At 63.7% G+C, this 25083-nt stretch carries 22 protein-coding genes and 1 pseudogene; 10 read left to right on the top strand and 13 right to left on the bottom strand.

The window, feature by feature from the left end; all coding sequences use genetic code 11:
* Window positions 1–267: 267 nt before the first annotated feature.
* On the top strand, window positions 268–1215 hold the full coding sequence (locus tag HDG34_RS34040) for a phosphoribosyltransferase (RefSeq protein WP_184067115.1): 948 nt from the start codon (window positions 268–270) through the stop codon (window positions 1213–1215).
* A 40-nt stretch (window positions 1216–1255) separates the two neighbouring features.
* On the opposite strand, the gene HDG34_RS34035 is transcribed toward HDG34_RS34040, so the two are convergent.
* Complete coding sequence (locus HDG34_RS34035) at window positions 1256–2923, bottom strand: ATP-binding domain-containing protein (protein WP_184067112.1); 1668 nt, start codon at window positions 2921–2923, stop codon at window positions 1256–1258.
* Between the two features lie 182 nt (window positions 2924–3105).
* Between HDG34_RS34035 and HDG34_RS34030 the strand changes: the two genes are divergently transcribed.
* A complete protein-coding gene (locus tag HDG34_RS34030) occupies window positions 3106–3732 on the top strand; it encodes a glutathione S-transferase family protein (RefSeq protein ID WP_018420840.1) in 627 nt (208 codons plus the stop codon).
* Between the two features lie 26 nt (window positions 3733–3758).
* Here the strand turns inward: HDG34_RS34030 and HDG34_RS34025 are convergent, their stop codons facing one another.
* A complete protein-coding gene (locus tag HDG34_RS34025) occupies window positions 3759–4451 on the bottom strand; it encodes a TrkA family potassium uptake protein (protein ID WP_184067110.1) in 693 nt (230 codons plus the stop codon).
* Complete coding sequence (locus HDG34_RS34020; protein ID WP_260321426.1) at window positions 4444–5685, bottom strand: TrkH family potassium uptake protein; 1242 nt, start codon at window positions 5683–5685, stop codon at window positions 4444–4446. The genes HDG34_RS34025 and HDG34_RS34020 overlap by 8 nt, the downstream gene beginning before the upstream one ends.
* Window positions 5686–5945: 260 nt before the next feature.
* Between HDG34_RS34020 and HDG34_RS34015 the strand changes: the two genes are divergently transcribed.
* The gene (locus HDG34_RS34015) at window positions 5946–6545 is read left to right on the top strand and encodes a Fur family transcriptional regulator (RefSeq protein ID WP_184067103.1); all 600 of its coding nucleotides are present in this window, start codon (window positions 5946–5948) and stop codon (window positions 6543–6545) included.
* A 148-nt stretch (window positions 6546–6693) separates the two neighbouring features.
* Here the strand turns inward: HDG34_RS34015 and HDG34_RS34010 are convergent, their stop codons facing one another.
* The gene (locus HDG34_RS34010) at window positions 6694–7218 is read right to left on the bottom strand and encodes a response regulator (protein WP_184067100.1); all 525 of its coding nucleotides are present in this window, start codon (window positions 7216–7218) and stop codon (window positions 6694–6696) included.
* A 515-nt stretch (window positions 7219–7733) separates the two neighbouring features.
* Here HDG34_RS34010 and HDG34_RS34005 point away from each other — a divergent pair.
* The gene (locus tag HDG34_RS34005) at window positions 7734–8465 is read left to right on the top strand and encodes a ribonuclease activity regulator RraA (protein ID WP_184067097.1); all 732 of its coding nucleotides are present in this window, start codon (window positions 7734–7736) and stop codon (window positions 8463–8465) included.
* Between the two features lie 47 nt (window positions 8466–8512).
* On the opposite strand, the gene HDG34_RS34000 is transcribed toward HDG34_RS34005, so the two are convergent.
* A complete protein-coding gene (locus HDG34_RS34000) occupies window positions 8513–9325 on the bottom strand; it encodes a TetR/AcrR family transcriptional regulator (protein WP_184067094.1) in 813 nt (270 codons plus the stop codon).
* 75 nt (window positions 9326–9400) lie between these two features.
* On the opposite strand from HDG34_RS34000, the gene HDG34_RS33995 reads away from it, so the two are divergent.
* From HDG34_RS33995 to HDG34_RS33985, 3 genes are all read left to right on the top strand, one after another.
* Entirely contained in the window at window positions 9401–10912 is a 1512-nt protein-coding gene (locus HDG34_RS33995) for an MDR family MFS transporter (RefSeq protein ID WP_184067091.1), read from the top strand.
* A 431-nt stretch (window positions 10913–11343) separates the two neighbouring features.
* Window positions 11344–12534: a hypothetical protein gene (locus tag HDG34_RS33990; RefSeq protein WP_184067088.1), complete on the top strand. Its 1191-nt coding sequence runs from the start codon at window positions 11344–11346 to the stop codon at window positions 12532–12534.
* A 256-nt stretch (window positions 12535–12790) separates the two neighbouring features.
* Window positions 12791–13864: a TAXI family TRAP transporter solute-binding subunit gene (locus tag HDG34_RS33985; RefSeq protein ID WP_184067085.1), complete on the top strand. Its 1074-nt coding sequence runs from the start codon at window positions 12791–12793 to the stop codon at window positions 13862–13864.
* A gap of 45 nt (window positions 13865–13909) precedes the next feature.
* Here HDG34_RS33985 and HDG34_RS33980 read toward each other — a convergent pair whose 3' ends face one another.
* Entirely contained in the window at window positions 13910–15349 is a 1440-nt protein-coding gene (locus HDG34_RS33980; RefSeq protein ID WP_184067241.1) for a PLP-dependent aminotransferase family protein, read from the bottom strand.
* A gap of 111 nt (window positions 15350–15460) precedes the next feature.
* On the opposite strand from HDG34_RS33980, the gene HDG34_RS33975 reads away from it, so the two are divergent.
* The 3 genes and pseudogenes from HDG34_RS33975 to HDG34_RS33965 all read left to right on the top strand — a co-directional run bounded on the left by HDG34_RS33975 (window position 15461) and on the right by HDG34_RS33965 (window position 17537).
* On the top strand, window positions 15461–16348 hold the full coding sequence (locus HDG34_RS33975; RefSeq protein ID WP_184008450.1) for a DMT family transporter: 888 nt from the start codon (window positions 15461–15463) through the stop codon (window positions 16346–16348).
* A gap of 156 nt (window positions 16349–16504) precedes the next feature.
* Window positions 16505–16873, top strand: a pseudogene (locus HDG34_RS33970) (hypothetical protein); the annotation flags it as partial.
* 76 nt (window positions 16874–16949) lie between these two features.
* Window positions 16950–17537, top strand: a complete 588-nt coding sequence (locus HDG34_RS33965) for a GNAT family N-acetyltransferase (protein WP_184067082.1) — start codon at window positions 16950–16952, stop codon at window positions 17535–17537.
* Here HDG34_RS33965 and HDG34_RS33960 read toward each other — a convergent pair.
* From HDG34_RS33960 to HDG34_RS33930, 7 genes are all read right to left on the bottom strand, one after another.
* Complete coding sequence (locus HDG34_RS33960) at window positions 17534–18088, bottom strand: putative glycolipid-binding domain-containing protein (RefSeq protein WP_184067080.1); 555 nt, start codon at window positions 18086–18088, stop codon at window positions 17534–17536. The two genes, HDG34_RS33965 and HDG34_RS33960, sit on opposite strands and share 4 nt — an antisense overlap.
* A 249-nt stretch (window positions 18089–18337) precedes the next feature.
* On the bottom strand, window positions 18338–19549 hold the full coding sequence (locus HDG34_RS33955; RefSeq protein ID WP_184067077.1) for a porin: 1212 nt from the start codon (window positions 19547–19549) through the stop codon (window positions 18338–18340).
* A gap of 77 nt (window positions 19550–19626) precedes the next feature.
* Entirely contained in the window at window positions 19627–20979 is a 1353-nt protein-coding gene (locus HDG34_RS33950) for a TRAP transporter large permease (RefSeq protein ID WP_184067074.1), read from the bottom strand.
* Between the two features lie 13 nt (window positions 20980–20992).
* Window positions 20993–21502, bottom strand: a complete 510-nt coding sequence (locus HDG34_RS33945; protein WP_035470962.1) for a TRAP transporter small permease — start codon at window positions 21500–21502, stop codon at window positions 20993–20995.
* 177 nt (window positions 21503–21679) lie between these two features.
* Window positions 21680–22672, bottom strand: coding sequence for a TRAP transporter substrate-binding protein (locus HDG34_RS33940; protein ID WP_184067071.1), 993 nt, complete (start codon window positions 22670–22672; stop codon window positions 21680–21682).
* A gap of 612 nt (window positions 22673–23284) precedes the next feature.
* Window positions 23285–24214, bottom strand: coding sequence for an SMP-30/gluconolactonase/LRE family protein (locus tag HDG34_RS33935; protein ID WP_184067068.1), 930 nt, complete (start codon window positions 24212–24214; stop codon window positions 23285–23287).
* A complete protein-coding gene (locus tag HDG34_RS33930; RefSeq protein WP_184067065.1) occupies window positions 24211–25077 on the bottom strand; it encodes an NAD(P)-dependent oxidoreductase in 867 nt (288 codons plus the stop codon). Before HDG34_RS33930 ends, HDG34_RS33935 begins: the two co-directional genes overlap by 4 nt.
* Window positions 25078–25083: the final 6 nt, after the last annotated feature.

The following is a 25083-nucleotide window of genomic DNA, read 5'->3' as shown; positions in this document are numbered from 1 at the left end:
CTTTTTTTATCCGATTTCGTTGATTCGCCGGACCGCGGGCGGCGCCACGGTCAGCCGATCTCATGCCACGCGAAGTGTTGCGCCGTACCGTGCCGTCAAACGCGTGCCACCCCGACACGCGACCTTTGACCCGCATGCATAATATCGCCAAAATGCGCTGACTCAAAAACGGGGACCCGCGATGTCGCGCCAGTGCGTCAGCGCGCGCCGCGCGCGCATCCCCGCGGACCATCGCCTTCCATCGCGCCACGCGGCGCCTCGATAGTCATGAACAAGCCGGTCCTGCCTCTGACGTACGAACAGCTCGATCACTGGATCGAATCGCTGCAACCCGCGTTGCTCGCCGAGCATTTCTCGATGGCGCTCGGGATTCTGCGCGGCGGCGCGCCGCTCGCGCTGATGGTGTCGCACGCGGTCGGCGCGCCGGTCGCGTTCCTGCGCTACGACCGCCAGACGCGCGCGGTCGCATGGGATTCGACGCTGCCGATCCCGCCCGCCGGATCGAAAGTGCTGTTGTGCGAGGACATCGCGGGACGCGGTTTTACGCTCGTCGATTGCATCGCGTTTCTTCAGGCGCACGGGCTCGAAGTCAAAACCCTGACCGCCGCGGTCGATGATCTGAGCCGCGCGCAGCCCGACTACGCGATCGATGCGCGCGGCTACTTCGCCCTCTTTCCATGGGAGCGTCAGGCGTACACCGAGCGCTACCGCGACGACTGGGCGCGCGTCGAAGCCGGCGCCGCGCCCGCGATGGCCAACGACCACGAGTACGCGGCCTACGCGATCGACCTCGACGGCATCCTGCTGCCCGACGTACCGCTCGCGCGCTACGACGAGGACCTCGCCGCCGCGCTCGCCGAGCGCGACGCGCTGCTGCCGTTCGAGGTGCTGCCCGGCCTCGACCTGCAGCAGGTGCGCACGATCATCACGGGCCGCCCGGAGATGGATCGCGCGCGCACCGAAGCGTGGCTCGCGCGACACGGCTTCGCTCACATGCAGTTGGCGATGCGCACGCCCGGCCTGCACGACGACAGCCCCGCCGGCGCGGCCGCGCACAAGGCGAGCGCGGCGCTGCGCGCGGGTGTCACGCACTTCGTCGAAAGCGATCCGGTGCAGGCGCTGCTGATCGCGCAGCAAGCGCCGCTGCTGCGCGTGATCTGGTGGGATGCGCTGACGCGCACGGGGATTTTGGTGAGCGCAAGGGCGTGGAGTTGAGCGCAACGTTCCTTGTGGGCGCAGCGCCCGAACGCCGCCGCTACCCGTCCTTCGCCTCGCGCAACTGCAAATGCCGCGCGGCCCGCTGCGACGCGACGACGATCAGCTTCATCGTCGCGCGCGTCGCGCCGACGAACAGCTTGCGCGCGCTGCGTTCGTCGAACGCGTCGAAGTCGATCTCGGTGAAGATCACGCACGGCGCCGCCTGCCCCTTGAAGCGGTAGATCGACTCGAACAGCACGTCGCCTTCACGATACTCCGGGTTGCCGAACAGATCGTATTTGCCGGTGAAACTGCGCAGCCGATGCGGTCCGAGATGATCGAGCGCGCTCATCGCCGAGCCCTCGCGGCCGCGGAACGACAGCACCGCGATGTCCTGCTTGCGAAAACCGAGCGATAGCGCCTGCGTGATGGCGCGCTTGGTTGCGTCGATACTGCTTTCGGCGCCCTGCGCTTCGTCGTAGACCGACACCGAAACCTCGGAGCCGTCGAACGGACTGCCCGACGTAAGTGCCGCGGCCAGCGGCACCGACGCGCCCAGCACGTCGCGCAGATAATCGAGGATGTCGCGAGGACTGCGGTAATTGGTGGTTTCTCTCAGCGTGGTCCAGCCGGGCAACGAGACCGGCTCACGCATGTACAGATTCTGCAGTGGGTCTTCGAGCCACCACCACGCGGCGCCCGGCCGCAGCAGCCGCTCGAGCGCGGCAAACCATGGCTGCTGGAAATCCTGCCCTTCGTCGACGATCAGTACGTCGAATTGCCAGCGCGGTTCGATCGGCGTGTCGGCGAATACGGCCTCCAGTTGATCGAACACCTGCGCCGACCGGAAATCGGGCGCGCGGCCCGCGTCGCGCGCGATCCAGTCGCAAAGCTGGTGATAGTTCGCGACTTTCGCCTCCGGCGGCGCGACCCGCGCGATGTGATCGGCGAGCGGCCGGTTGAAGCACACGTACAACGGCCGCTCGCCGCGCGCGACCGCGTCCTTCATCACCTGCACCGCGAGTTGCGTCTTGCCGCAGCCCGCCGTGCCGATCACGCGCAAACGGAACGGCGCGAATTCGAGCCGCCGGGCCCATGTCGCAAGTCCGCCCGAAAGGCGCGTGACGAGCGTGCCCGCCTGCCCGACGAGCGCGCTCGTGTCGGGCGTCAACGCGAGTTCGTCGGCGAGAAAGTGGTGGATTTTCGCCGCGCAGGGAAGCCGCGGTTCATCGGCCGGCAGCGCTTCGCGGACGATCGCCGCGAGACGCTCGCGCCGCGTAGCGTCGACGATGCGCGCGGGATTCACGCCGGCGATCGCCGCATCCTTGACGATGTGATCGGGACAGTACAGCAGTTCCTCGATGAAATAGGCGCCCGCGCCGAACGCCGCGGTAAAACGCCGGTGCAGACTCTCGATCGTATGGGCGAGCGCGATCGCGACGTTTCGTTCGGTTTGCAGATACACCTTGACGAGCCCCTTCGGCGTTTCGCGCAGAAAGCCGGTCTTCTGCTCGATGATCAGCAGGCGCCCGGCGGGACTCACGATCACGAAATCGGCCTCGCCGAACACGGAGAAGTTCTGGTTCAGGCGCGTCCAATGCACGCCGTGGTAGACGGTGTAGTCGGTGGGCAGTGCCTTTTCGAGCAGCGCGATCGTTTCACGTTCGCGCGCCGCCGCGCCGGTCGCTTCGAGGCTCTTCCAGTCGTCGGGAACAATGCGGGCCATGCGGTGCCTCAATGAGTTGGGATGCGTGTTTTCAGCGGGCAATCCGGAGTGCGGTCATTGTACGCAACGCAATGTCGGCCGGGCGGCCCGTCGCGCAAAGGCGCGCGCATCGTGTATCGTTACAGGCTGAACGCCGCGCACGCCGCGCGGCTTGCCAACCGTAAGAGAAAAGGATTTACCGGATGATTACGATCTGGGGACGCGCCAATTCGGTCAACGTCCAGAAGGTCTTGTGGTGCTGCGACGAACTCGTGCTGCCGTTCGACCGCATCGACGCGGGCCTGCAATTCGGCCGCAACAACGAACCCGACTATCTCGCGATGAACCCGACCGGCAAGATTCCGACGCTGGTCGACGACGACTTCGTGCTGTGGGAATCCAACTCGATCCTGCGCTATCTGGCGATGCAATACGGCGAATCGAGCCTGCTGTATCCGGCCGACCCGAAACTGCGCGCGAGCATCGACCGCTGGCTGGACTGGTCGCTGTCGACGCTGCAGCCAGTGGAACGTCCCGTGTTCTGGACCCTCGTGCGCACGCCCGAGGCCGAGCGCGACGCCGCCAAACTCGCCGCCGACGCGAAGGCGGTCACCGTCCTGTGGCGCCTGCTCGACACGCATCTGCAGGGCCGCTTCTTTCTCGAAGGTGACAAGTTTACGCTCGCCGATATCGTGATCGGCGCGTACGCGAAGCGCTGGTTCGGCCTCGACGGTTTGCAGCGGCCGCCGCTGCCGAATCTGGAGCGCTGGTATTCGCGTCTCACGACGCGTTCCGGGTTCAAGAAGTATGTGGATTTCCCGTTGACCTGAGCATGGCGCGGGTCGGCCCAAACGGTTCAGCTATTCGCGCGACCCGCAAACTCTTCAACCTTGCTCGCGGGGCCCGACACGATCAGCAGATCCCCCGGCACAACAACCGTGTCAGGCCCCGCGTGCTGGAACTCTTCGCCAGCGCGCCTGACGGCCATGACCATCACACCGAACGCCTCCAGAACGCCGCAATCTGCGAGCGGACGGTTGTGTGTCGGCGCCGGGGCATGAATCGCGGCGACGGCAAATCCTTCGCCGAATTCAATGTAGTCCACGATTCGGCCTGTGATCAGGTGAGCGATCCGTTCACCCATTTCCGCTTCCGGATAAACCACGTGATGCGCGCCGATGCGCTGGGCAATCTGGGCGTGTTCCGTGGTCACCGCCTTCAGCCAGATGTCCTTGATCTGAAGTTCCGTTAGGGCCATCAGGGTCATCAGGCTCGCCGAAAGGTCGCTTCCAATGCCCACGATCGCATGAGGGAAGTCCGCAACACCCAATTGGCGCAGGGTATTCACGTTGGTCGAATCGGCCTGGACGGCATGCGTCAACCGGTCCGCCCATAACTGCACCTGCTGCTCGTCCCGGTCGATTCCCATCACGTCATGGCCCAGCCGAAGCAGCGACTGGGCCACGGCACAGCCGAACCGCCCCAAACCGATGACGACCACACTGTCGCCTTTCGAAAAAGAGAGCGAAATCTTGAACAGGTCAGCCAACAATTGGATGCTCCTCGGGGTAGCTATATTGCGCACGCCGCTCAACCAGTATTAACGACGTTGCAAAGGTAATGGTTCCAACCCGGCCGACGTACATCAGCGCGATGATCACGAACTGTGCCGGCGCAGGCAGATCACCCGTGATACCCGTGGACAGACCGACCGTACTGAACGCCGAAATAACTTCGAAGATGACCTGATCGGTAGGGAAATCGGTGATGTGCAGAATGATCAGTGTGCCGACCGTGATCATCACGGCGCCCAGCGCCACGACGGTAATCGCCTGCCGCTGCGCCGACGCGCTGACACGGCGCCCAAACGCTTCGATATCGCCAAGCCCGCGGATCTCTGCGATCACCAGCAAGGTCAGAATGGCGATGGTGCCGATCTTGACACCCCCTGCCGTTCCCGCGCTGCCCCCGCCAACGAACATCAGGAAGAAATGCAGGGCCCAGCTTTCATGACGCATTGCGCCGATGTCGAGCGAGTTGAAACCCGCCGTGCGCGCGGATACCGAGGCGAACGCTGCCGATAGGAGCTTCTCTCCGAACGGCATCGGACCCAGGGTTTTTGGATTGGTCCATTCGAACAGCAGCAACGCAAGAAATCCGCCGAGCAGCAGCACCCCCGTGACCACTAAAGTGAGCCTGGTGTGCAATGAAAGCCGACGGGCACCCCGAAGTTTTTCCCGCAGATCGTACAGAACCGGAAACCCGATTCCGCCGACGACAATCGCGACCATCACCGGTACCAGCATCGACGCGTCGGCGGCATAGCGCATCAGACTGTCCGGGTGAATTGAAAAGCCCGCGTTGTTGAACGCGGAGACCGCATGGAACCATCCACTCCATGCGGCCTCGCCCCATTGGATGTTGTACCCGAGATGAAGCCTGACCGTCAGCCAGAGTGCCGTGGTCAGTTGAGTGACGAGCGTCACGACGAGCACCAGGCGCGCCACGCTGCCGATGTCCCCGAGACGGAGCGTGTGCGTCTCGACCTGGGTGATCAGCTTCGCTCGCAGCGGCAAGGACCGGTTGACCATGAGTCCCAGCAAGGTGGCTGCGGTCATCATGCCGAAACCGCCAATCTGAAACAGGCCGAGGATGACCCACTGTCCAAAGCTTGACCAGTAGGTGCCCGTATCGACAACGACGAGTCCGGTCACGCAGACCGCGGAGGTAGCGGTAAAAAAAGCGCTCAGCCACGGCGCTGCCTCACCTTTGGCCTGCGACAAGGGCAACCTCAAAAGGAGCGTCCCTGCGGCAATCGCAAAGAGAAAGGCTAAGGCTACTGCCCGCGATGGGTGAAGCAGTTGTCTCATCGAGATCCCATCAAACACATTCAGAGACTGACTGACAAAGAATAGGCATTTTTTGCCAGTAAAGACCCTATTTTTCGTTTGTTGTCAGTTGTAAGCCAAATCTGGGGAATCCCGATTCTCTCGACGCTTCGACCGGCGCGGCACTTGCATCCCCCTGCCTCTATAATCGACGCATGAAAACCGCCAAGCCCGCCGCGACCGGCCGTCCGGTCGCTCCCACACCTGCCGCCCCCGCCGCCGATGCACACGATCATCGAGCGCATCACGACGTGCACGAGTCGTCGCACGCACATGGCCCGTCGCAGGAAGCGGCTCTCGCACTCGCCGAGGAATATTGCCGCGAACGCGGCGAAAAACTCACGCCGATCCGGCGCAAGGTGCTCGAACTGCTGCTGAACTCGGGACGCGCGACCAAGGCCTATTCGCTGCTCGACGAAATGCGCCAGATCCACGCCGGCTCGGCGCCGCCGACCGTCTATCGCGCGTTGGATTTTTTACTGTCGGCGGGGCTCGTGCATCGGATCGAATCGATCAATGCGTTCACGGTCTGCCATGATCTGACGCAATGCCAACACGGCATTCTCGTCGTATGCCAGCAATGTGGCAGCGTCACCGAATTGCATCAACCGAAGCTGCGTCAGGCCCTCGTCGCGCAGATCGAGGACGCGGGCTATCGGCTCGCGAGCGACGAAATCGAATTGAAGGGATTGTGTGCCGCCTGTCAGGCGGCCAAAGCGGCCAGCGCGGCCGCGCCGGTGGCCGCGGCGAAATAGCGGCGCGCCACATTGGGTGCGCAACGCTGTGTGACGCGCTGCAAAGCGTCAATGGCCGTGCGCTGCTTCGAGAAACGACATCTCCCCGCCGCGCGCCGGCCTGTCCTGTCTAAAACCAGCTCCCACGAGAGCCGCTGCGAAGCGTCGATCAACCCGCCGCGCGGGCGTCGATCGCGTCGTGCAGCAGCGTCACGAGCGCTTCGGGTAACGCAGGTTTGGTCATGAAATGCTGGAAGCCTTCGCCGATGCTGCGCAGGCGGTATGCGTCGTCGGTATGGCCGGTGAGGGCCACCGCCACCGAAGGGGAATGACCGCCGCAAATCTCGTGGTCGCGCAGCCGCTGGATCAGATAGAAGCCATCCATGGCCGGCAAGTCGAGGTCACAGACGACCGCGTCGGGAAGCAGCCGCATCGCCGCCACGACGCCCTCTTCCGCATCGGCGACCGCGCAAACCTTCGCGCCTTCCGCCTCGAGTAACAAGGTCAACGATTCCCGGCTGTCCGGGTCGTCCTCCACCAGCACGATCGTGGCCTGATCGAGCCTCATTGCTGCGTTCATCGTATGTTGTTGCTCTGAAAAACCGGTTAGGCCGTCCGAGGGGGCGGAGGTTTCACTTTGTATTTCACTTTGCTGATTGCCGCCGATTCGCGCGGCCAGGGTGTTGCTATCCATGGTTCCGACCCGATTTCGCACGCCGTGTTGCAGACAGGTCCGCGCTTGTAAAACATTGCGCAACATCTTCCCGAGTACAACGCTTGCGCACGGTAACGCGCCAAAATTGCACGTCGATGAAAAAACGGCGCTCGACGCGCACCGCGATTTAGCTGCTCAGTGTCCGCAGTTTTTCCGCGGCTCGCCGATCGCCGGCACCCGATGTTCCGGCGCGGTTCGTACGAACCCCGTTCGTACGGCCTTCTCCGCCCGGTATCGATTCTGTCCTTCGTATTGTTTGCGCAACGCGGCGCTGCCGTTCGTTTTGCGTCGCTCGCATCCGACGAGACTACAAGCACGTCGCGTGCCTCGTTGCAGCGGTTCGCGTCACGTAAAGAAGGGCTCGGTCGCGGTTGCCGATGTCGCGCGATGAATGGCGCTGGCCTGCTAACCGGTGGTGTCGCGGCGCTATCATCGTGGGCGCGCATGCGCGCCTACCGATGCCCCCTCATCTCAACCCGAGGTCAACCGACACCATGTCCGCCACATCGCCCGCGCTTTCCGCCGCGACGCTCGACATCCTTCGTCACGTCAGCACCGCCACGCTGACCACGCAGCTATTCAAGCGCGGTCTGCGCAACACCTTCATGCAGGGCGTCGCGCCGCTCGGTCCGCGGCGCGGCGCGAATCTGGTCGGGCCGGCGTTCACGCTGCGCAACATCCCATCGCGCGAAGACATCGACGTACTGGAGCTATTCGCGGACCCTGAATACGCGCAACGCAAATGCGTCGAGACCATTGCGCCGGGCCACGTGCTCGTGCAGGATTGCCGCGGCGAGCGCGGCAGCGCGTCGTTCGGTTCGATTCTGTCGCTTCGTTTGCAGGTGCGCGGTGTTGCCGGGATGGTGTCCGACGGCCCGGTGCGCGACAGCGCGACGATCGCCGCGCTCGACATGCCGGTGTTTTGCGCCGGCGCGAGCGCGCCGCCCAATCTGATCCGCCATCACGCGGTCGATATCAACGTGCCGATCGGCTGTGGTGGAGTCGCGGTGTTTCCGGGCGACGTGATCGTCGGCGATGTGGATGGAGTTGTGGTAATTCCGCTGAAGATGGCCAGCGACGTCGCGCAAGCCGCCGCCGGACAGGAACAGCTCGAGGCGTTTCTCACCGAAAGGATTCGCGCCGGCGCCGCGCTGCCCGGCACCTATCCGCCGAACGACGAGACGAAGGCGGCGTTCGACGAGTGGAAGAAAAATCGCAAAATCTAGGGCCCTTTCAAACGACGCGGCGACCGGTGCGCCACACGGGCGCCAGTTCAATCGCCCTTGCCGGGCCCGATACCCTGCAACAGCAACGCCACCGCGTGCCGCGCAATCTCCGCACCGCCGATACTGTGGCGCAACGGATCGTTGCGCCACAGCTTCGAGGTGGCAAGCGGCAGAATCGTCATGCCGAGCAGCGTGACGAACACGAGCGCGGGTTCGAGCGATGCATTCAGGCGCCCCTCCTTCTGCCAGCGCGCGATCGCCAGCAGCGACGCGTTCTGATGCGCGAAACCAAAGCGCTCATGCATGCGCTGGCGCAGCAGCCCGCCGTCGCTGATCACTTCGCGCACCCACAGCGACGCGAACCACGGGTTGTCGCTCGCGATCTGCACGAGCCGCTCCGTGAGTTGCGTGATTGCCGCGACCGGATCGTCGGGATTCTCCTGAAACGACAGCCCGAGGCTCGCGCGCAACGGTACGAAACACTCGTCGATCAGCACATCGAGCAGTTGATCGCGCGTCTTGAAGTAGTAGTGCACCATCGCGGGCGTGACACCGGCCTCGCGGGCGATCTCACCCAGCGATGTCTCGACGATGCCCTGCCTCGCGAACAGCGTCAGCGCGGCGTCGAGCAAGCGCGCACGCTGCGCGGGACCGCGCGCGGCGCCCGACGGCCGGCCGGGGCGGCGGGCGGCCGATCCAGCCGGTGCGCTGCTGCCGATATTCGCGGCATGAATATCCGTTGCCGCTGCCGTGAGTTTGGGCTTCGACGCGTCGCGCTCTTTCGCGGCCATCCGCGCGGGCGGCCCCGTATCTGCCACGGCATTGTGCGCCGCGGCGTCGTCAGGCGAGATCCTTGTCATTGCATTGAATTTGACGTGAGAGGCGATGTCACATATATTAATCTCTCAGTTAATTAATTTCAACGCGTTGCCGCCATGGAACAACCCGCTACGACCCTGTCAGTCAACCCCGCGCCCGCGGCCGACCATCCGCCGATCCGGCTGCTGTTTCCGGCGCTGCTGCTGGTCATGCTGCTCGCCGCCCTGGACCAGACGATTGTCTCGACCGCGCTCCCGACCATCGTCGGCGAACTGGGCGGGCTCAATAACCTGTCGTGGGTCGTGACCGCCTACCTGCTCAGTTCGACGATCGTCGTGCCGCTGTACGGCAAGTTCGGCGACCTGTTCGGCCGCAAGATCGTGCTGCAGACGGCGATCGTCATCTTTCTCGTCGGCTCGGCGCTGTGTGGCATCGCGCAGAACATGAGTCAGTTGATCGTGCTGCGCGCGCTGCAAGGGCTCGGCGGCGGCGGCCTGCTCGTCGTGACGATGGCGGCGATCGCGGACGTGATTCCGCCCGCTGAGCGTGGCCGCTACCAAGGCGTGTTCGGCGGCATCTTCGGTCTTGCCACCGTCATCGGTCCGCTGCTCGGCGGCTTTCTGGTCGAGCATCTGACGTGGCGCTGGATCTTCTACATCAACCTGCCGCTCGGCATCCTGTCGCTCATCGTGATCGGCGCGGTGTTCAAGCCGCACGTGCGCCACGTGAAGCACACGATCGATTACATGGGTGCCGCGTTTCTCGCCGGCGCGCTGACCTGCATCATCCTGTTCACGAGTCAGGGCGGCACGATCCTGCCGTGGTCGTCGCCGCAACTGTGGTTCACGCTCGGCATGGGCCTCGCAGCGATCTGGGGATTCATTCACGAAGAACGCAGCGCGCTCGAACCGATCATGCCGCTCGGACTGTTCAAACAGCGCACGTTTCTGATCAGCAGCCTCGTGAGCTTCATCATCGGCGTATCGCTGTTCGGCTCCGTGACGTTCATTCCGCTCTATCTGCAGGTCGTGAAGGGCTCCACGCCGACGCAAGCCGGCATGCAGATGCTGCCGATGATGGGCGGCCTGTTCATCCTGTCGATGGTGACGGGCCGCGTGATCAGCAAGATCGGCAAGTACCGGCTGTTCCCGATCATGGGCACGTTCCTCGTCTCCGTGGCGATGCTGCTGCTCGCGCGCCTGCAGATCGATACGCCGATTCATGTGATGTATCTGTACATGGGTCTGCTCGGCTGCGGCCTCGGCATGGTGATGCAGGTGCTGGTCCTCGCGGTCCAGAACACCGTAGAGTTCAAGCATATGGGTGTAGCGACATCGGGCGTCACGCTGTTTCGCTCGATCGGCGGCTCGATCGGCGTGGCCGGCTTCGGCGCGGTATTCTCGAACGGCCTCGCCGGACGCCTCCAAAAGCTGATCCCACCCGACACCGAACTTCCGCAGGCATTGGGTCCCGCAGCGATTCATCAGCTGCCCGAAGCATTGCGCAACGACTATCTGCATGCGTTCGCGGGTGCGTTGCACACCGTGTATCTGTCGGCCGCATGCGTCGTGGTGCTCGCCTTCGTGCTCGCATGGCTGCTGAAGGATCATCCGTTGCGCAAGCACTGAGCGTACTTCGACGCCTGATCGGGAAGCTGATGTAAACGCGTACCGGCAAGCGCCAGATAGCAGGTTGATCACGAGGCCGCACGCACGACGCGTCGGCCTCGTTGTTTTTTTGTCGCGCTCGCTTCATGCAGCGCGATGCTTCCGGGTACCTTCCATTTGTCGTGAAACAACAGACACATACACTCGTTTCGAATGTATGGCCAGGGTTTCTTCATACCTCCGAATGAGCGGTAGCGCACACAATCCAGGGACCAACCGCGTTGACGTCCCCCGTGAAACGCCACATATTGGAACCCGTGGAAACGCAGCCGCTGCCTACGTCTCCACGACTTCCGGCGCATGTGGATCGTGATTCCGCGGACAAGGCTCCTGCCTCTACACGATCCGAAGCATGCCTTTACGGCATCGTTTTCCAAAGGTGGGTCCACGGCATGTCCACCCAGACAGCAACCGGCCAAACTTTCCCCACGCCCTGCAAACGCTGCGGTGGCGCACTGTACCGACAAGTCGACGCCTGCCCCTACTGTGGCGCTGCGCATCCGTTCGACCAGGACGATCCGCACATCCGCACCGGTATTCCAGGCAGCCGTGCGAGCGCCACGCACAAGCCCCTGCCCCGTTTCGACGACGAACTCGGCAGACGGGACGAGCCCGCCATCGCCGCTGCCGCGATGGCGTCCGAACCCCTGTTGCAGACCGAGCCGGTCATGCACACGGCGCTCGTGTCGACCGACACCACTATCCCACCTTACGAAGATCCGATGTATGCGCCGCCCAACACTGCGCAGACGATTTGGCGCGTGCTGTACGTGATCGGCGCGGTTGTCGCAATCGGCCTGACGTATGTCGCTTATACGCTATTCAGCGACGGCGGCGAATCGGAGGATCAAGGCGTGGAGCAGATTACGCCGGATGCCAGAACAACGACCGGCATGATCGCGCCGCTTGTGTCCGCCCCGGTGATTGCTCAAGCACAGACCATGCACGCGCCGGCCGCGGCCAAGCCTGCGCCACCGCCCGTGACCGCACTGGCGGCGAAGCCCGCGCCCGTCGTGCCCGCGGCTCCTGTCATTCCAGCGACACCAGCTGCGCCGCCTGCCGCGCCGCCGATGGCCGCGACGCCCATGCGGCCCGCGCCGCAATTCCACGACGCCGGACAAGCATTGCAGGTCGCGAAGACAGCGTTCCGCGCGAACGATCTGTCCGCCGCCCAAGCCTCTCTCGCCGCCGCGCAAACGTTACAACCCGGAAACAGCGACGCGCAGGGTCTGGCCGATCAGATGCGGCCGCTCGTCCAGCGTCGCGATACTGCGCTACAGGCCGCGCAGGCCTGCGTCGCGCAGCAGTCGTGGCCGTGCGCGCGTCAGCATGCGAACGAGGCGCTCGCGATCGACAGCGGCAACGACGCGGCGAAAGTGATCCTCGAGCGCGTCATTCGCGAGACCGGCTGGGCGCCGCTGACTCCGCCGCATGCGGCGACGACGGATGCCGCGCCGGGCGCGCCGCTCGCGCAAGCGCAAGCGCAGGCACCGCTGCCCGTCGGCATGCAAGCGCACGGCGAACGGGTCGTGACTGCAACGAACGTCGGCGTCGTGAGAACCGCGACGCCGCGGAGCAACTAGCGCTCACGCGCGACGCGACGGTCCGAACCTGGTCCCGGAGACGCAAACTGCTGCGCCGTCGCGCAAAAACATTGCTTCGCATACCAGATCAAATGGCCGCCGTCTGTGCCGATTCGCACATTATCGTGTGTGCTCTGAGCGGAAACAGACGGAGCGACCCTGGCAGCAGTTTGAACATGACAGGGCAACCGGATCACTGGTGCTTCCACGCGCCACGCGTGAAGCGGGATCAACCTGACCGATAGGTAGAAAGATCATGCTGAAGAGACTCCTCGCGGGCTGGCTGGGCCTGGTGGTACTGGTCGTATGTTCGCTGGCCGGCGCGGAACCGGCGCACTACAAGATCGTCACCGGGCCGGAGCGCGGCACATATATCCAGATCGGCAATGACCTGTCGAAATGGGTGGCCCAGCCGGTTGGCATCGACCTCGAAGTGGTGGCGTCGAAAGGCTCGGCCGAAAACGTGCAGCGCATGCGTTTCGAGCCCGGCGTGAAGCTCGCGCTCGTGCAGTCCGACGTGTACCAGGCGTTCATCGACATGGCCAACTCGGGCAACCCCGATGCGGGCACGACGATCCGGCCGCTGCGACTGATCATGCCGCTCTACGACGAGGAAATTAACGTCGTCGTACGGGCGGATTCGCCGCTGAAAACGCTCGCCGACATCAAGGATAAGACCATCAGCGTCGGCCTGCTAGGCAGCGGCACCGCGCAGTCGGCGACGACGCTCTATCGCCTGATGTTCGGCCAGCCGATTCCGGAGCAGAACGTCGTGCATCTGAGCAACGAGGACGCGCTCGCCGCGCTGATCGTGAAGAAGATCGACGTCGCGATCATCGTGGTCGGGCAGCCGGCAAAGCTGTTCAACGACATGAAACCCGACCTGCTGTCACAGTTGCGTCTGTTGCCCGTCGATCCCAACGCGCCGGAGACGAACCGCGCGAAGCAGACCTACTTTCCGACTACGATCCACCAAAGCAGCTACCCAGGCTGGTTGAAGGAAGACGTGCCGGGTCTGACCGTCAAAGCATTTCTGGTCACCTACGATTACGGCTTGCGCGACACAGTCAGCAATCTGAATCATTTCGCCGACTCGTTGTGCGCGAACTTCGACAATCTGCAGGAGCATGGCCATCCGAAATGGAAACAGGTGAAGCTCGAATTGCCGACGCTCGTTCGTGGGTGGAAGTACTACGGTCCGGTCGAGAAGCATCTGCGCGCGTGTCTCGCGAACCGCAGCGCGGCGATCAGCGCGGCGGCCGCGCAACCCGCGCCGAAACCGCACACGCCTTGCTCGGAAGAAGAACGGATGCTTCTGCTGTGCAAATAACGCTGTAGCGGGGGACCGCGAACGCCTGCTTCGCCTGAGTTCGTCTCAGACCCGCTCGCGCCCCGCGCCGGCCGACACCGTGCACGCTTGCATCGCCCGTTGCAATGCCTCGTACACCTTCGGGCGATTGCATTGCGACACGTTGAAACGCAGAAAGCCCGCCGCCGCTTGCGACGCGCTGAACACGTTGCCCGGCGCGAACACGACGCCCGCCGTCAGCGCATGACGGGCGATGTCGGCGGCATCGAGCGCCCCGGGCAAGCGCGCCCACACGAACAGGCCCGCGCGCGGCCGTGTCCAGATATCGAGGCCCGCATAGCCGAGACGCCTGATGGTCTCTCCCATCGCATCGGCCAGCTTCGCGCGCATCGCCTCTAGATGACGCCGATAGGTACCGTCGACGAGCATCCGATGCACGACGCTCGCCGCGAGCTGACCATTGCCGAACGATGTCGCGAGCTTCAGATCGATCAACGGCTCGACCCATTCGGCGCGTGCCGCAATATAGCCGCAGCGCACCGCCGCCGACAGCGTCTTCGAAAAGCTGCCGATCGACACGACGCGCGCGAGGCCGTCGAATGCGGCAAGGCGCGGCGCGGCTTCGTCTTCGAAGTCCGCGAAGATGTCGTCCTCGACGATCAGCAGATCGTGCTCGCCGGCGAGCTTCAGCAGCCGGTGCGCGACGGCCGGCGCGAGCGTCGCGCCGGTCGGATTGTGGATCGCCGAGTTCGTCACGTAGAGCCGCGGACGCTGCTCGACCAGAACGCGCTCGAACGCCGCGAGATCCGGTCCCTGCGGCGTGTACGGCACGCTCGCGATCCGCACGCGATGCGCGCGCAACAACGCCTGAAAATTGAAATAGCAAGGATCGTCGATCAGCACCGTGTCGCCGGGTTCGAGCAGGAAGCGGCACACGAGATCGAGCGCATGGGTGCCGCCGTCGGTCAGCAGGATCTGCTCGGGCGGCGCATCGACCCCGTGCGCGGAAAGCCGCCACGCAAGCTGCTGACGCAGCGCGGGCAAGCCCGCCGGGCTCGCGTAATCCGCGAGCAGCGATTGCGGATCACGGGCAACCGCGCGCAGCGCGCGCCGCACGCCATCTTCCGGCAACCACGAAGCCGGCATCCAGCCGCAGCCGGGCTTCAGCGCTTTCGAGCCGGTCTCCAGCGACTGCCGCGTGAGCCACAGCGGATCGACCTCGCGATCGAGCCGCGGCCCGAGATCGGCGAGCGCGAGCGGCGGCGCATGGCCCGACACGAAGAAGCCCGAGCCGCGCCGCGCGATGATCACCCCTTCCGCAACGAGACGGTCGTAGCCTTCCACCACGGTCGACTTGGACACGCCGAGCGTGTCGGTCATCGCGCGGATCGACGGCACGCGGGCGCCCGGCATCAGCGAGCGGCTCGCGATACGCTCCCGCAGATTGTTCATCACGAGGCCGACACGCGTGCCCGGCACCGTCTCGTTGTTCTCGCTTCCCGCCATCTGTACTGCTCCCATGTTCGGTACAGTTTGTACGAACTGTACTGATCTGTAGCTTAACGTTTACGGCCGCGGCGCGCATCATGAGACTCTTTCAGCGCAGGGATGTTTGCCATGGACAAAACCACCAACGGCTGGCTCAGCGGTTTCGCGGGCGTGCTGATTTTCAGCGGCTCGCTGCCGGCCACGCGGCTTGCCGTGCAGGGCCTCGATCCGGTGTTTCTGACCGTGGCGCGCGCGACGATCGCGGGCATCCTTGGTCTGCTGCTGTTGCTGGTGTTCCGCGAGACCCGCCCGGAGCGGCGCGATCTGCTGCCGCTCGTCGTGGTCGCGCTCGGCGTCGTGGTCGGCTTTCCTTTGCTGACCGCGCTCGCGCTGCGTCATGTGAGCGCCGCGCATGCGGTCGTGTTCATCGGCCTGCTGCCGCTCGCCACCGCGATCTTCGGAGTGTTGCGCGGCGGCGAGCGGCCGCAGCCGGCGTTCTGGCTGTTCTCGGCGCTCGGCAGCGCGGCGGTGGCCGCGTTCGCGCTGCGTCACGGCATCGACGCCTCGCCGCTCGGCGACGCGCTGATGCTCGCGGCGATCGTCGTGTGCGGGCTGGGCTACGCGGAAGGCGCGCGGTTGTCGCGTCATCTCGGCGGCTGGCAGGTGATTTCGTGGGCGCTCGTGCTGTCGCTGCCGTTGATGCTGCCGCTCGCATGGTGGACGCGGCCCGTGTCGTTCGACGGTGTCGGCGCCGCCGCGCTGTGGGGACTCGCGTACGTGTCGCTGTTCAGCATGCTGATCGGCTTCGTGTTCTGGTATCGCGGGCTCGCGCTCGGCGGCATCGCGGCGGTCGGCCAACTGCAGCTGCTGCAGCCGTTTTTCGGACTGCTGCTCGCCGGCGTGCTGCTGCACGAGCAGGTACCGCCATCGATGATCATCGTCACCGTGATCGTGGTCGCCTGCGTGGCTGGCGCACGGCATTTTTCGCGCGCCGCGCCGGTGCGGCGGCCGGTCTGACGCGGCTCGACCGTCGCACGGCGAACAGACTTTTTCAGGATCGAATTGCGCGAGCCGTGGATCGATCTGTCATCATTTCGCAGATTGGCACAACCAGCGCCCCGCGCCGCGTTCCGTCGTGGCCCGAGCGACTGCGCGCAAACCGGTGAGCTTCATGAACCGAGCGTCGCTGACGGCTCCTCGCCGCGCGACGCCGCGCTCGCCCAATCGCTCGAACTCGAGATCGGCGCGATCCGGCACTTGTATGAACTCGCGCGCTCGCCGGCCTTCGCGCGCGTCGCCGAGCGCATGGCGAACGCCGATGCGGTCTACATCCTCGGCATCCAATCGACGCGCGGCATCAGCAACGCGTTCTACAGCTATCTCGAATACATCCGCCCGCGCGTGTTCTATTCGGACGGCATGTCGGGTTCCTACGTCGATTCGCTGAACTCGGCGGTCTTCGAACGGCGTGGACCGGCTATCGACGAACGCGTGGCGCGTAATCGCGAGCTGCAGAGCGAGTTCGATCAATTCGATCGTTGACCCGCTTCAAATCCGCCCCGGCGACAGGCATAGTGAAGACTTCCGCCAAACTGCGCCCGCCACGACAGGACCCCGCATGAGTTCACCCCGCCCTCCGCTCGACGCCCCGCTGATCCGCGACGCCAGCGAAGCCGACCTCCCCGCGATCCAGGCGATCTACGCGCATCACGTGCTGACCGGTGTCGCATCGTTCGAAGAAACCCCGCCGTCCGTCGACGATCTGCGCGCGCGGCTCGCAGGCGTGCGCAGCCACGGACTGCCATATATGGTCGCGGAGATCGACGGCGACGTGGCCGGCTATTGCTATGCGACGCCGTATCGCCCGCGCGCCGCCTATCGCAACACGATCGAAGACTCGATCTACGTCAACGACGCGTATCGCGGACGCGGCATCGGACGCGTGCTGCTGCAGGCGCTGATCGAACGTTGCGAGACCGGACCGTGGCGTCAGATGATCGCGGTGATCGCCGATGGCGGCAGCGGCGGCTCACTGTCGTTGCACGCGCAACTCGGCTTCGAGCTGACCGGCACGTTGAAGGCTGTCGGCTACAAGCACGGCCGCTGGCTCGACACGACGCTGATGCAACGCCCGCTCGGCCGCGGCGCATCGACTGGGCCCGACGACGACTCGAACGCAGCAGGCGACGCCGAACGCACAACCTAACGCGCGCGCGGCAAACGCGTGAACAAGGTCGGATAGTCGATCACGAGACCATCGCTATCCACGCGCAAATTGGCGGTGAACTCGCGAAAAATGCCTTCGTAGCGGTACTCGCCATTCAACTCGATGCACGTGTAGGCCTGCTCGGCGCGCGTGACCTGCAAGTCCGGCGTCGAGATATACGCGACTTCGATCGGCTGACGTTCGCCTTGCGCCAGTTGCAGCCGACGGATCGGCAACGTATTGGTGTACGGCGTCGCCGCGATATCGATGTCGATACAGCCTTCGATCGCGCTGAGCGCGAGGCCGTGCCCGTCGTGCCAGTGGCCGTCGCCATCGCCATGCAGCTCCAGCTCGCCGCCGCCGACGACCTTCAGCCGCGCGTAGCGCGTGCGCCAGCGCGCGTCGCAGCGCACCGCGTAATGCAGCCCGTACGCCTTGCCGTAGCGCTGCCCGACCACGACGCTTTCAACGGCGAAGCCATCGTCGCGCGCATCGAATACCAGATGTTCGATGCCATCGCCCTCTTCCGAAGCCCATCGTAATTCACGCATCGGCGTCTCCTCGCGAAACGGCGCAGGAAAGCGCGCCGGGCTCTCATCGTAACGCGAAAGCCCGCGCGCGAGGCACTCCCAACCCAGATCTGGCACCGCTGGCGAGACCAGCGCCTGCGATGCATCAAAATGAAGCATCGAAAAAAAAGCTGCGCACGTAATGTGCGCAGCTTTGCGAGACTGACGACGCGAAAAAAAACGCGTCGATGTGGCGGCAAAACAACGTGCCGCCACCTATTCAGTAACTGTTTAGAACTTGTGGATGATACCCACGCCAACCGCGGTCTGGCTGCGCGACGAGGACGGCGAACCGTTCTGGCCGTCACCGATGCTTGCCACTGCGTTGATGATGGACTTGCCGTTGCCCGACAGCGTCTGGCCGCTAGCGCGCTGATACGCTTCGAGTGCGTACAGGCCGGTGCGTTTGGACAGCGAGTAGTACTGCGACAGGTTGAACTGGCTGTAGCTAGCCGTGCTCTGAATGCCGTTCGACGACGTTGCACGGGTGTAGCTATAGCCAGCGGCCAGGTCCAGCACCGAGATCGGCTTCCAGTGCAGCACTGCGCCACCGGTATTCCAGATCTGCGTGTCGTGGAACAGCGAAGCCTGGCCCGCAGCGTATTGAACGTTCGAGTATGCGAACGAAACGTCCCACTGCGAGTTGAACGCGTAACCACCCGTCACCGCAATGCGCTGCTGCTTCGCTGCGGTCTGGAAGCCGTTGTTGATTGCCGAGACGGACGGCTGCGAGCCGTTGTTCGACGCCGTGGAATTCCACGCGGGGGTGCCAACGGTCGCCGCGTTGTCAATGCGCTGGATACCTGCCGCGAGACCGATCGGGCCGTTCAGGTACTGTGCCGCAACGCTCCAGGTTTGGCCGGCTGCGAAGCTGCCCGCGTTGCCGCCCAGTGCGTACGAACCGCTAACCGTCAGACCGGCAAAGCTCGGCGACGTATAAACCAGTTGGTTGTTCACCCGGAACGTCGTATCCAGCGAGTCGATATCACCCGGATGCGCACCGTATGCACCGGTCAGCCACGTGGTCGGGCTATACGGCGAGAGCAGCGTGTAGTACGAGGTGTACCCGCGGCCTGCCGTCACCGTACCGAACTGAGCGTTCGTCAGACCGACCCATGCCTGGCGGTTGAATGCCAGACCCGACACACTTTGCGCGCCAGTTGCGCTGTTAAAGCCTTCTTCCAACTGGAAAATCGTCTTCGTGCCGCCACCCAGATCTTCCGAGCCCTTCAAACCGAAACGGCTGCCTGCCCAGATGCCGTTGATCATCTTGACCTGCGAGTTGCCAGCGACGGTCTGCGGTTTCGCCGCCGTGGTCAGCGACGCCGAGCTGTTCTGCCAACCCAGGCCCGTATCGACGATACCGTAAAGCGTCACGCTGCTTTGCGCATGTGCGCCCAGGGCGACCAACCCCAAGGCAGAAGCTAAGAGAGTCTTTTTCATTGTTACTCCTCTGTTAAAAACTTTCTAATGCGGCCTATGCGAGCGCCGCTGAGTGTGGGTAAGACGTTTTATTTGGATCAGAACACCGGGTGACCGTTGATGATGCTCGGCAACCAGGTCGAGAACCACGGGACATAGGTGACAATATTGATGGCCGAGAAGATAGCGAGGTAATACGGCCAAGCCACCTTAGTAGTTTCCCCTATCGACACATTGCCAATTGCGCAACCAATGAACTGCACCGAGCCAATCGGCGGATGCACGAGACCCAATGCGCAGTTCAGCAGAATCATGATGCCGAACTGAACCGGGCCCACCCCGTTGTGCATGGCCATCGGCAGGAACAGCGGGGTCGTGATCAGGATGTGCGCCGCCATGTCGACGAACGTACCGAGGAACACCTGAATCACGTTGATGTACAACAACATCAGCCACGGCAGCGAGGTCGCGCCGTCGAGCATGCGCTCGATCGCCTCCGGGATCTCCAGATAGGCCATCTGGTAGCGCAGCATGTTCGACACACCGATCAGCAGCAGCACCACGCCGGTCGTTTTCGCGGCCTTGCCGAGCGCATGGCCGAGCTTCTTCATCGACAGCGAGCGATACACGACGATCGTCAATATCAGCGAATAACCCACGGCGATCGCGGCCGCCTCCGTCGCGGTGGCGATACCGCGCGCCACGCAGAACAGAATGATCGCGATGACCATCAGACCCGGCACCGCGCCGATGAACGTGCGCAGCACCGCCATCCAGCCCGGGAAACGCTGCAGTTCGGTCGAACCGTCGGGACGGCGCGGATAGCCGAACTTGACGGCCTGCCAGTAAGCGGCGATCAGCACGAGGCCCATCACCCACAGCACCGGCAACAGACCCGAGAACAGCAGATCGCCGATCGACACGCCGCTCATCTGCTTGCCGTTCAGCACGCCGCTCACGCCTTGCGCGGCGAACGCGTAGATGATCATGTTGGTCGACGTCGGCATCAGCGCGCCGGCGAGCGACGAGTGCGTGGTCACGTTGACCGCGTATGCGGCGCTATAACCTTCGCGCTTCATCAGCGGGATCACGACGCCGCCCATGGCCGACGTATCCGCGGTCGGCGAACCCGACACGCCGCCGAACAGCGTACAGGCGACCACGTTGGCCATGCCGAGGCCACCGCGGAAATGGCCGACCGAGGCCTGCGCGAAACGCAGGATGCGGTCAGCGATGCCGCCATGGAGCATCAGCTCGCCGGAGAAGATGAAGAACGGGACCGCGAGGAACGAGAAACCGTTCATGCCCGAGATCATCGACTGCATCGCGGTCGCGGTCGGCAAGCCTTCGAACAGGTACGTCAGAACGCAGGACAGGCCCAACGCGAATGAAACCGGAACCCCGAGGAAGAGGAAGATTAGAAAACTGGCGGCAAGAAGGGCAAGTTCCATGATGGTTCTACTTTTATTCCGTGGCGGAGAGTTCGAGCGCCGGCTCTTCCCGTTTCCCCGCGAAGAGCTCGAGCAGATGCTCGATCGAGAACAACGCGATGCACACACTCGCGAAGATCGGGATGCAGTAGCGCACGCCTTCCGGCACGCCGATGATCGGAATGCGGTCGCCCATCGTGGTTTCCGCCATCTCGAGGCAACCGACGAAGACCGCCACCGCGAAAGCGACCAGACACAGGTGCTGAATCCCTTTCGCGATCACCTGGCCTTTCTCGGGCAATTTCTTGACGAGCGAGTCGAGTCCGATGTGACCGCCCTCGCGAACCTTCAGCGCGGCGCCGAACATCGCGATCAGGATCACCAGCAGCAATGCGATGGGCTCAACGAAATCGGGCGCGTCGCTAAACACGTAGCGCATCACCACGCTATAAATCACGAGCAGGCAAAGCACGGCGAGGCTAAGCGACGCCACGACCAGCAGCACGCGAAAAAGAAAATCATTTGGGCGTTTCAGGAAACTCATGACCCTGTCCTTGCTTACGACCGACCTATGCTTGAGATTCAGCCGTCCCGATGCGACACGATCCGCACGCGCGCGCGAAATCGCGCGGCGGAAGGTCTCGCGAGTTTCCTCGCGGGACCATTCACGCCGCTGTTGCGACAAGCGTTGCTATTGCTGATTGCGTCCGGGACGCGTGACTTACTTGATTGCTTCGATCTCGTCGACGATCTGCTTCATTTGCGGGGTCTTTTCGTACTTCGCCCACACAGGCTGCATCACCTTCACGAAAGCCGCGCGGTCGATCTGCGAAGCCGCGATGACCGTTGCGCCACCCTTCGTGACGGCCTTCTGTGCGTCGGCTTCGCGCGCGGTCCACAGCTTCTCGTAGTAAGGCACCGAGTCAGCCGCGGCCTTCTTGATGATCTGCTGCTCTTGCGGCGACAGCGTGTCCCAAACCTTCTTCGAGAACACCAGCACTTCCGGCGTCATCGAATGCTGGGTCTCCGAGTAGATCTGAGCGACTTCGAAGTGCTTGGTTTCTTCGTACGACGGCAGGTTGTTTTCGGCGCCGTCGACGAGGCCGGTCTTCAGGCCCGTATAGACTTCCGAGAACGGCATCGGGGTCGGCGTGCCGCCCATTGCCTTGATTTCGTCGACCATCAGGTCGGACGGCTGCACGCGGACCTTCAGCCCCTTCATGTCAGCCGGCGACTTGATCGCCTTCTTCGCGTACATCGAGCGTGCGCCGCTCTCGTAGAACGTCAGTGCGATCATGCCCTTCGCGGTGAAGGCGTCGAGGATCTTCTGGCCTTCCGGGCCGTACATGACCTTGCGGAAATGGTCGACGTCGCGGAACAGGAACGGCAGCGACGGGATCATCGATTCCGGCACGATTTCGTTGAACGCAGCACCGTTGGCACGGGCCATGTCGAGCGCGCCGATACGGACCTGGTCGATCGTGTCGTTTTCCGAACCGAGCGCGCTGTTGCCGAACACCTTCACGGAGTCCTTGCCGCCGGTCGCCTTGCTGATCTCCTCGCCCATGTACTTCACGGCCATGTTGGTCGGGAAGGTGTCGCCGTGCACATCGGCGACGCGGAACACGCGCGCTTCAGCCGACATCGTGCTGAACGCCAACGCCGCGGCCGCGACGATCATCGAAATATGGGAAGAGGCAAACTTCTTGTTCATCGTGACATTCCTTGAAAAATAGACCATCCCAGCAACAGCGGATGTGACATGGTTTTGACGCGTCTCCGGCTTCACGCTCACTGCCTTCGCAGGTGCGAGCGTTGGCCGTACTGGCTGTGCGACTTCCCCGGCACAGTTGACCCAGCACTCCAGTCGACAACTCGACTACTTACTTCAATCACGCCGGCCGGCTTCGGACATGCATGCCGCATCGACCGCGGCGGCACGAATGCCTTGAAAACCCACCGAATTGCACTGTCACACGAACACAGAAAGCCATTTGTTTGGACTTATATGTTGTACGACAACATACGAAGTCTATAAAAGGGGTTTTATCTTGTACAGACGGTATTTACCCGCATCAAGAAAAGCGCCGGCACGGATGACCGGCGTGGCATGCCACAGGGTCCCGCGCCGTCCGGCATTGGATGGGGACGGAATCGGTACAGTCTGCGGAGCTGTGGTATTTTTGCTTAAGAAATACGTGCCGGCGTGGTCTTCACACAACACGTTGTACGACGAGTGACAAATAAAGGGCCATACGAATGGTCCTGAAAAATGAAAACGCCGGGAGAAAAACTTCGTCCCGGCGCATGCTTCATGCAAGCAACGTTACAGTTGCCCTGCGAATTCGGGCTCAGGCAGCCCGCTCACGCCGGGCCGCAGCGCGAACACGTGGCCGTCGTGCTCGCTCGCGCCGTTGGCGGGACGAATCGAGGTGACGAACAGCGTATCGAGATCGCGGCCGCCGAACGCGCACATGGCAGGCTTGATGGCCGGCACCGGAACCTGCCGGTCGAGCTTACCCTGCGGCGTAAAACGCAGCAGCAGACCGGCGTCGTTCGCGCAGATCCAGTAGCAGCCGTCGGCATCGACCGCCGCGCCGTCCGGACGGCCCGAATAGTGATGCAGGTCGGCGAACACGCGGCGGTTGCGCGGCTCACCGCTGTCGACGTCGTAGTCGAACGCCCAGATCAGCCGGCGCAGCGGATGCGAGTCGGACAGATACATCGTCGTGCCGTCCGGCGACCAGCCCAGGCCGTTCTGCGTGATCAGCGAATCGACGACCGGCGCTGACAGCACGCCCTTCTCGTCGAAGCGGTACAGCGCGCCGCCCGGGATCGCCGCGGCCATATCCATCACCATCGTGCCGGCCCAGAAACGCCCTTGCCGGTCGCAGCGGCCGTCGTTGAAACGCATTCCGCCGTGCGGGAATTCAGGCGCCGCGAGCTTGCGCAGCGACGCTGTCAGCGGCTCGCCACTCGCCGCTTTCGACGCGTCCGCGAGCGAGACCGCGAACAACCCGGTCTCGCAGCCGGCGAGCACGGTGCCGGCGTGATCGAACGCGATGCAGGCAACCTGCTCCGGCAGCAGCCATTCGGTGCGCTTGCCTGTATCGAGCGAACCGCGCACGATCTTTTTCGCCGGAATGTCGACCCAGTACAGCGCCTGCTCGGCCGCGCGCCAGACCGGGCTTTCACCGGTGGCCGCGGGCAACGGACCGGCCGCTTCGAAGCGCTCCACTTGCGGATTCGCGCTCATTGCTTAGGCTCCCGCTTAGGCTCCCGCTTCGGCTCCATCGGACCGGCTAGCACGAACGGGCCGCCCTGGTACAGCTGGGTCGGGTCGTCGAAGCGCGTGTCGGGGGCGCTCGGTGGGAACAGGTGTTCGAACTGCGCCGAGCTGTCTTGCGGACGGTAGCCGAGAAACGCGGCGTTCGTGTTGTCGACCCACGAGATGCGGTTGTTCGACACGCCGTAGACGATCGCGTGACCGACTCGGTTCGTGAACAGCGAGCAGCGCACGAGCTCGATGAAATCGCGGTAGCTCAGATACGTGATGAGCATGCGCGCGGTCTTCGGCTGCTCGAACGACGAGCCGATCCGCAAACACACGGTCTCGAGACCGAAGCGGTCGAAGTAGTAGCGCGACAGCGATTCGCCGAAACACTTCGTCACGCCGTACATGCCGTCCGGACGCAGCGGCACTTCGGTATCGAGAACCGACGTGACCGGATGGAAACCCACCGCGTGATTCGAGCTCGCGTAGATGATGCGCTTCGCGCCATGCTTTTGCGCCGACGAGTACACGTTGTAGAGGCCGCGGATGTTCGCTTCGAGCAGGTCTTCGAACGGCGCTTCGACGGAGATGCCGCCGAGATGCACCACCGCGTCCACGCCTTCGAGCAGCGCGTGCACGGCTGCTTCATCGGCGAGATTGACGACGGCCGCTTCCTCGTGCGCGGCGACTTCGCCGAGCGCAGCGATATCGGACACGCGCACGATGTCGGCCCATTGCGCGAGCGCGGGACGCAGTTGCTTGCCGAGGTTGCCCGCGGCGCCGGTGAGCAGCAGACGGCGGAAGGGTTTCTTTGCCGCGGAGCGGTCAACGTTCAAATCGGTCATGTCTCT

It is taken from the genome of Paraburkholderia sp. HC6.4b (assembly GCF_014200875.1).
GTDB classification, from domain to species: Bacteria; Pseudomonadota; Gammaproteobacteria; order Burkholderiales; family Burkholderiaceae; genus Paraburkholderia; species Paraburkholderia tuberum.
Note: the sequence above shows the minus strand (reverse complement) of the source record. Positions and strands in the feature narration are given on the sequence as shown.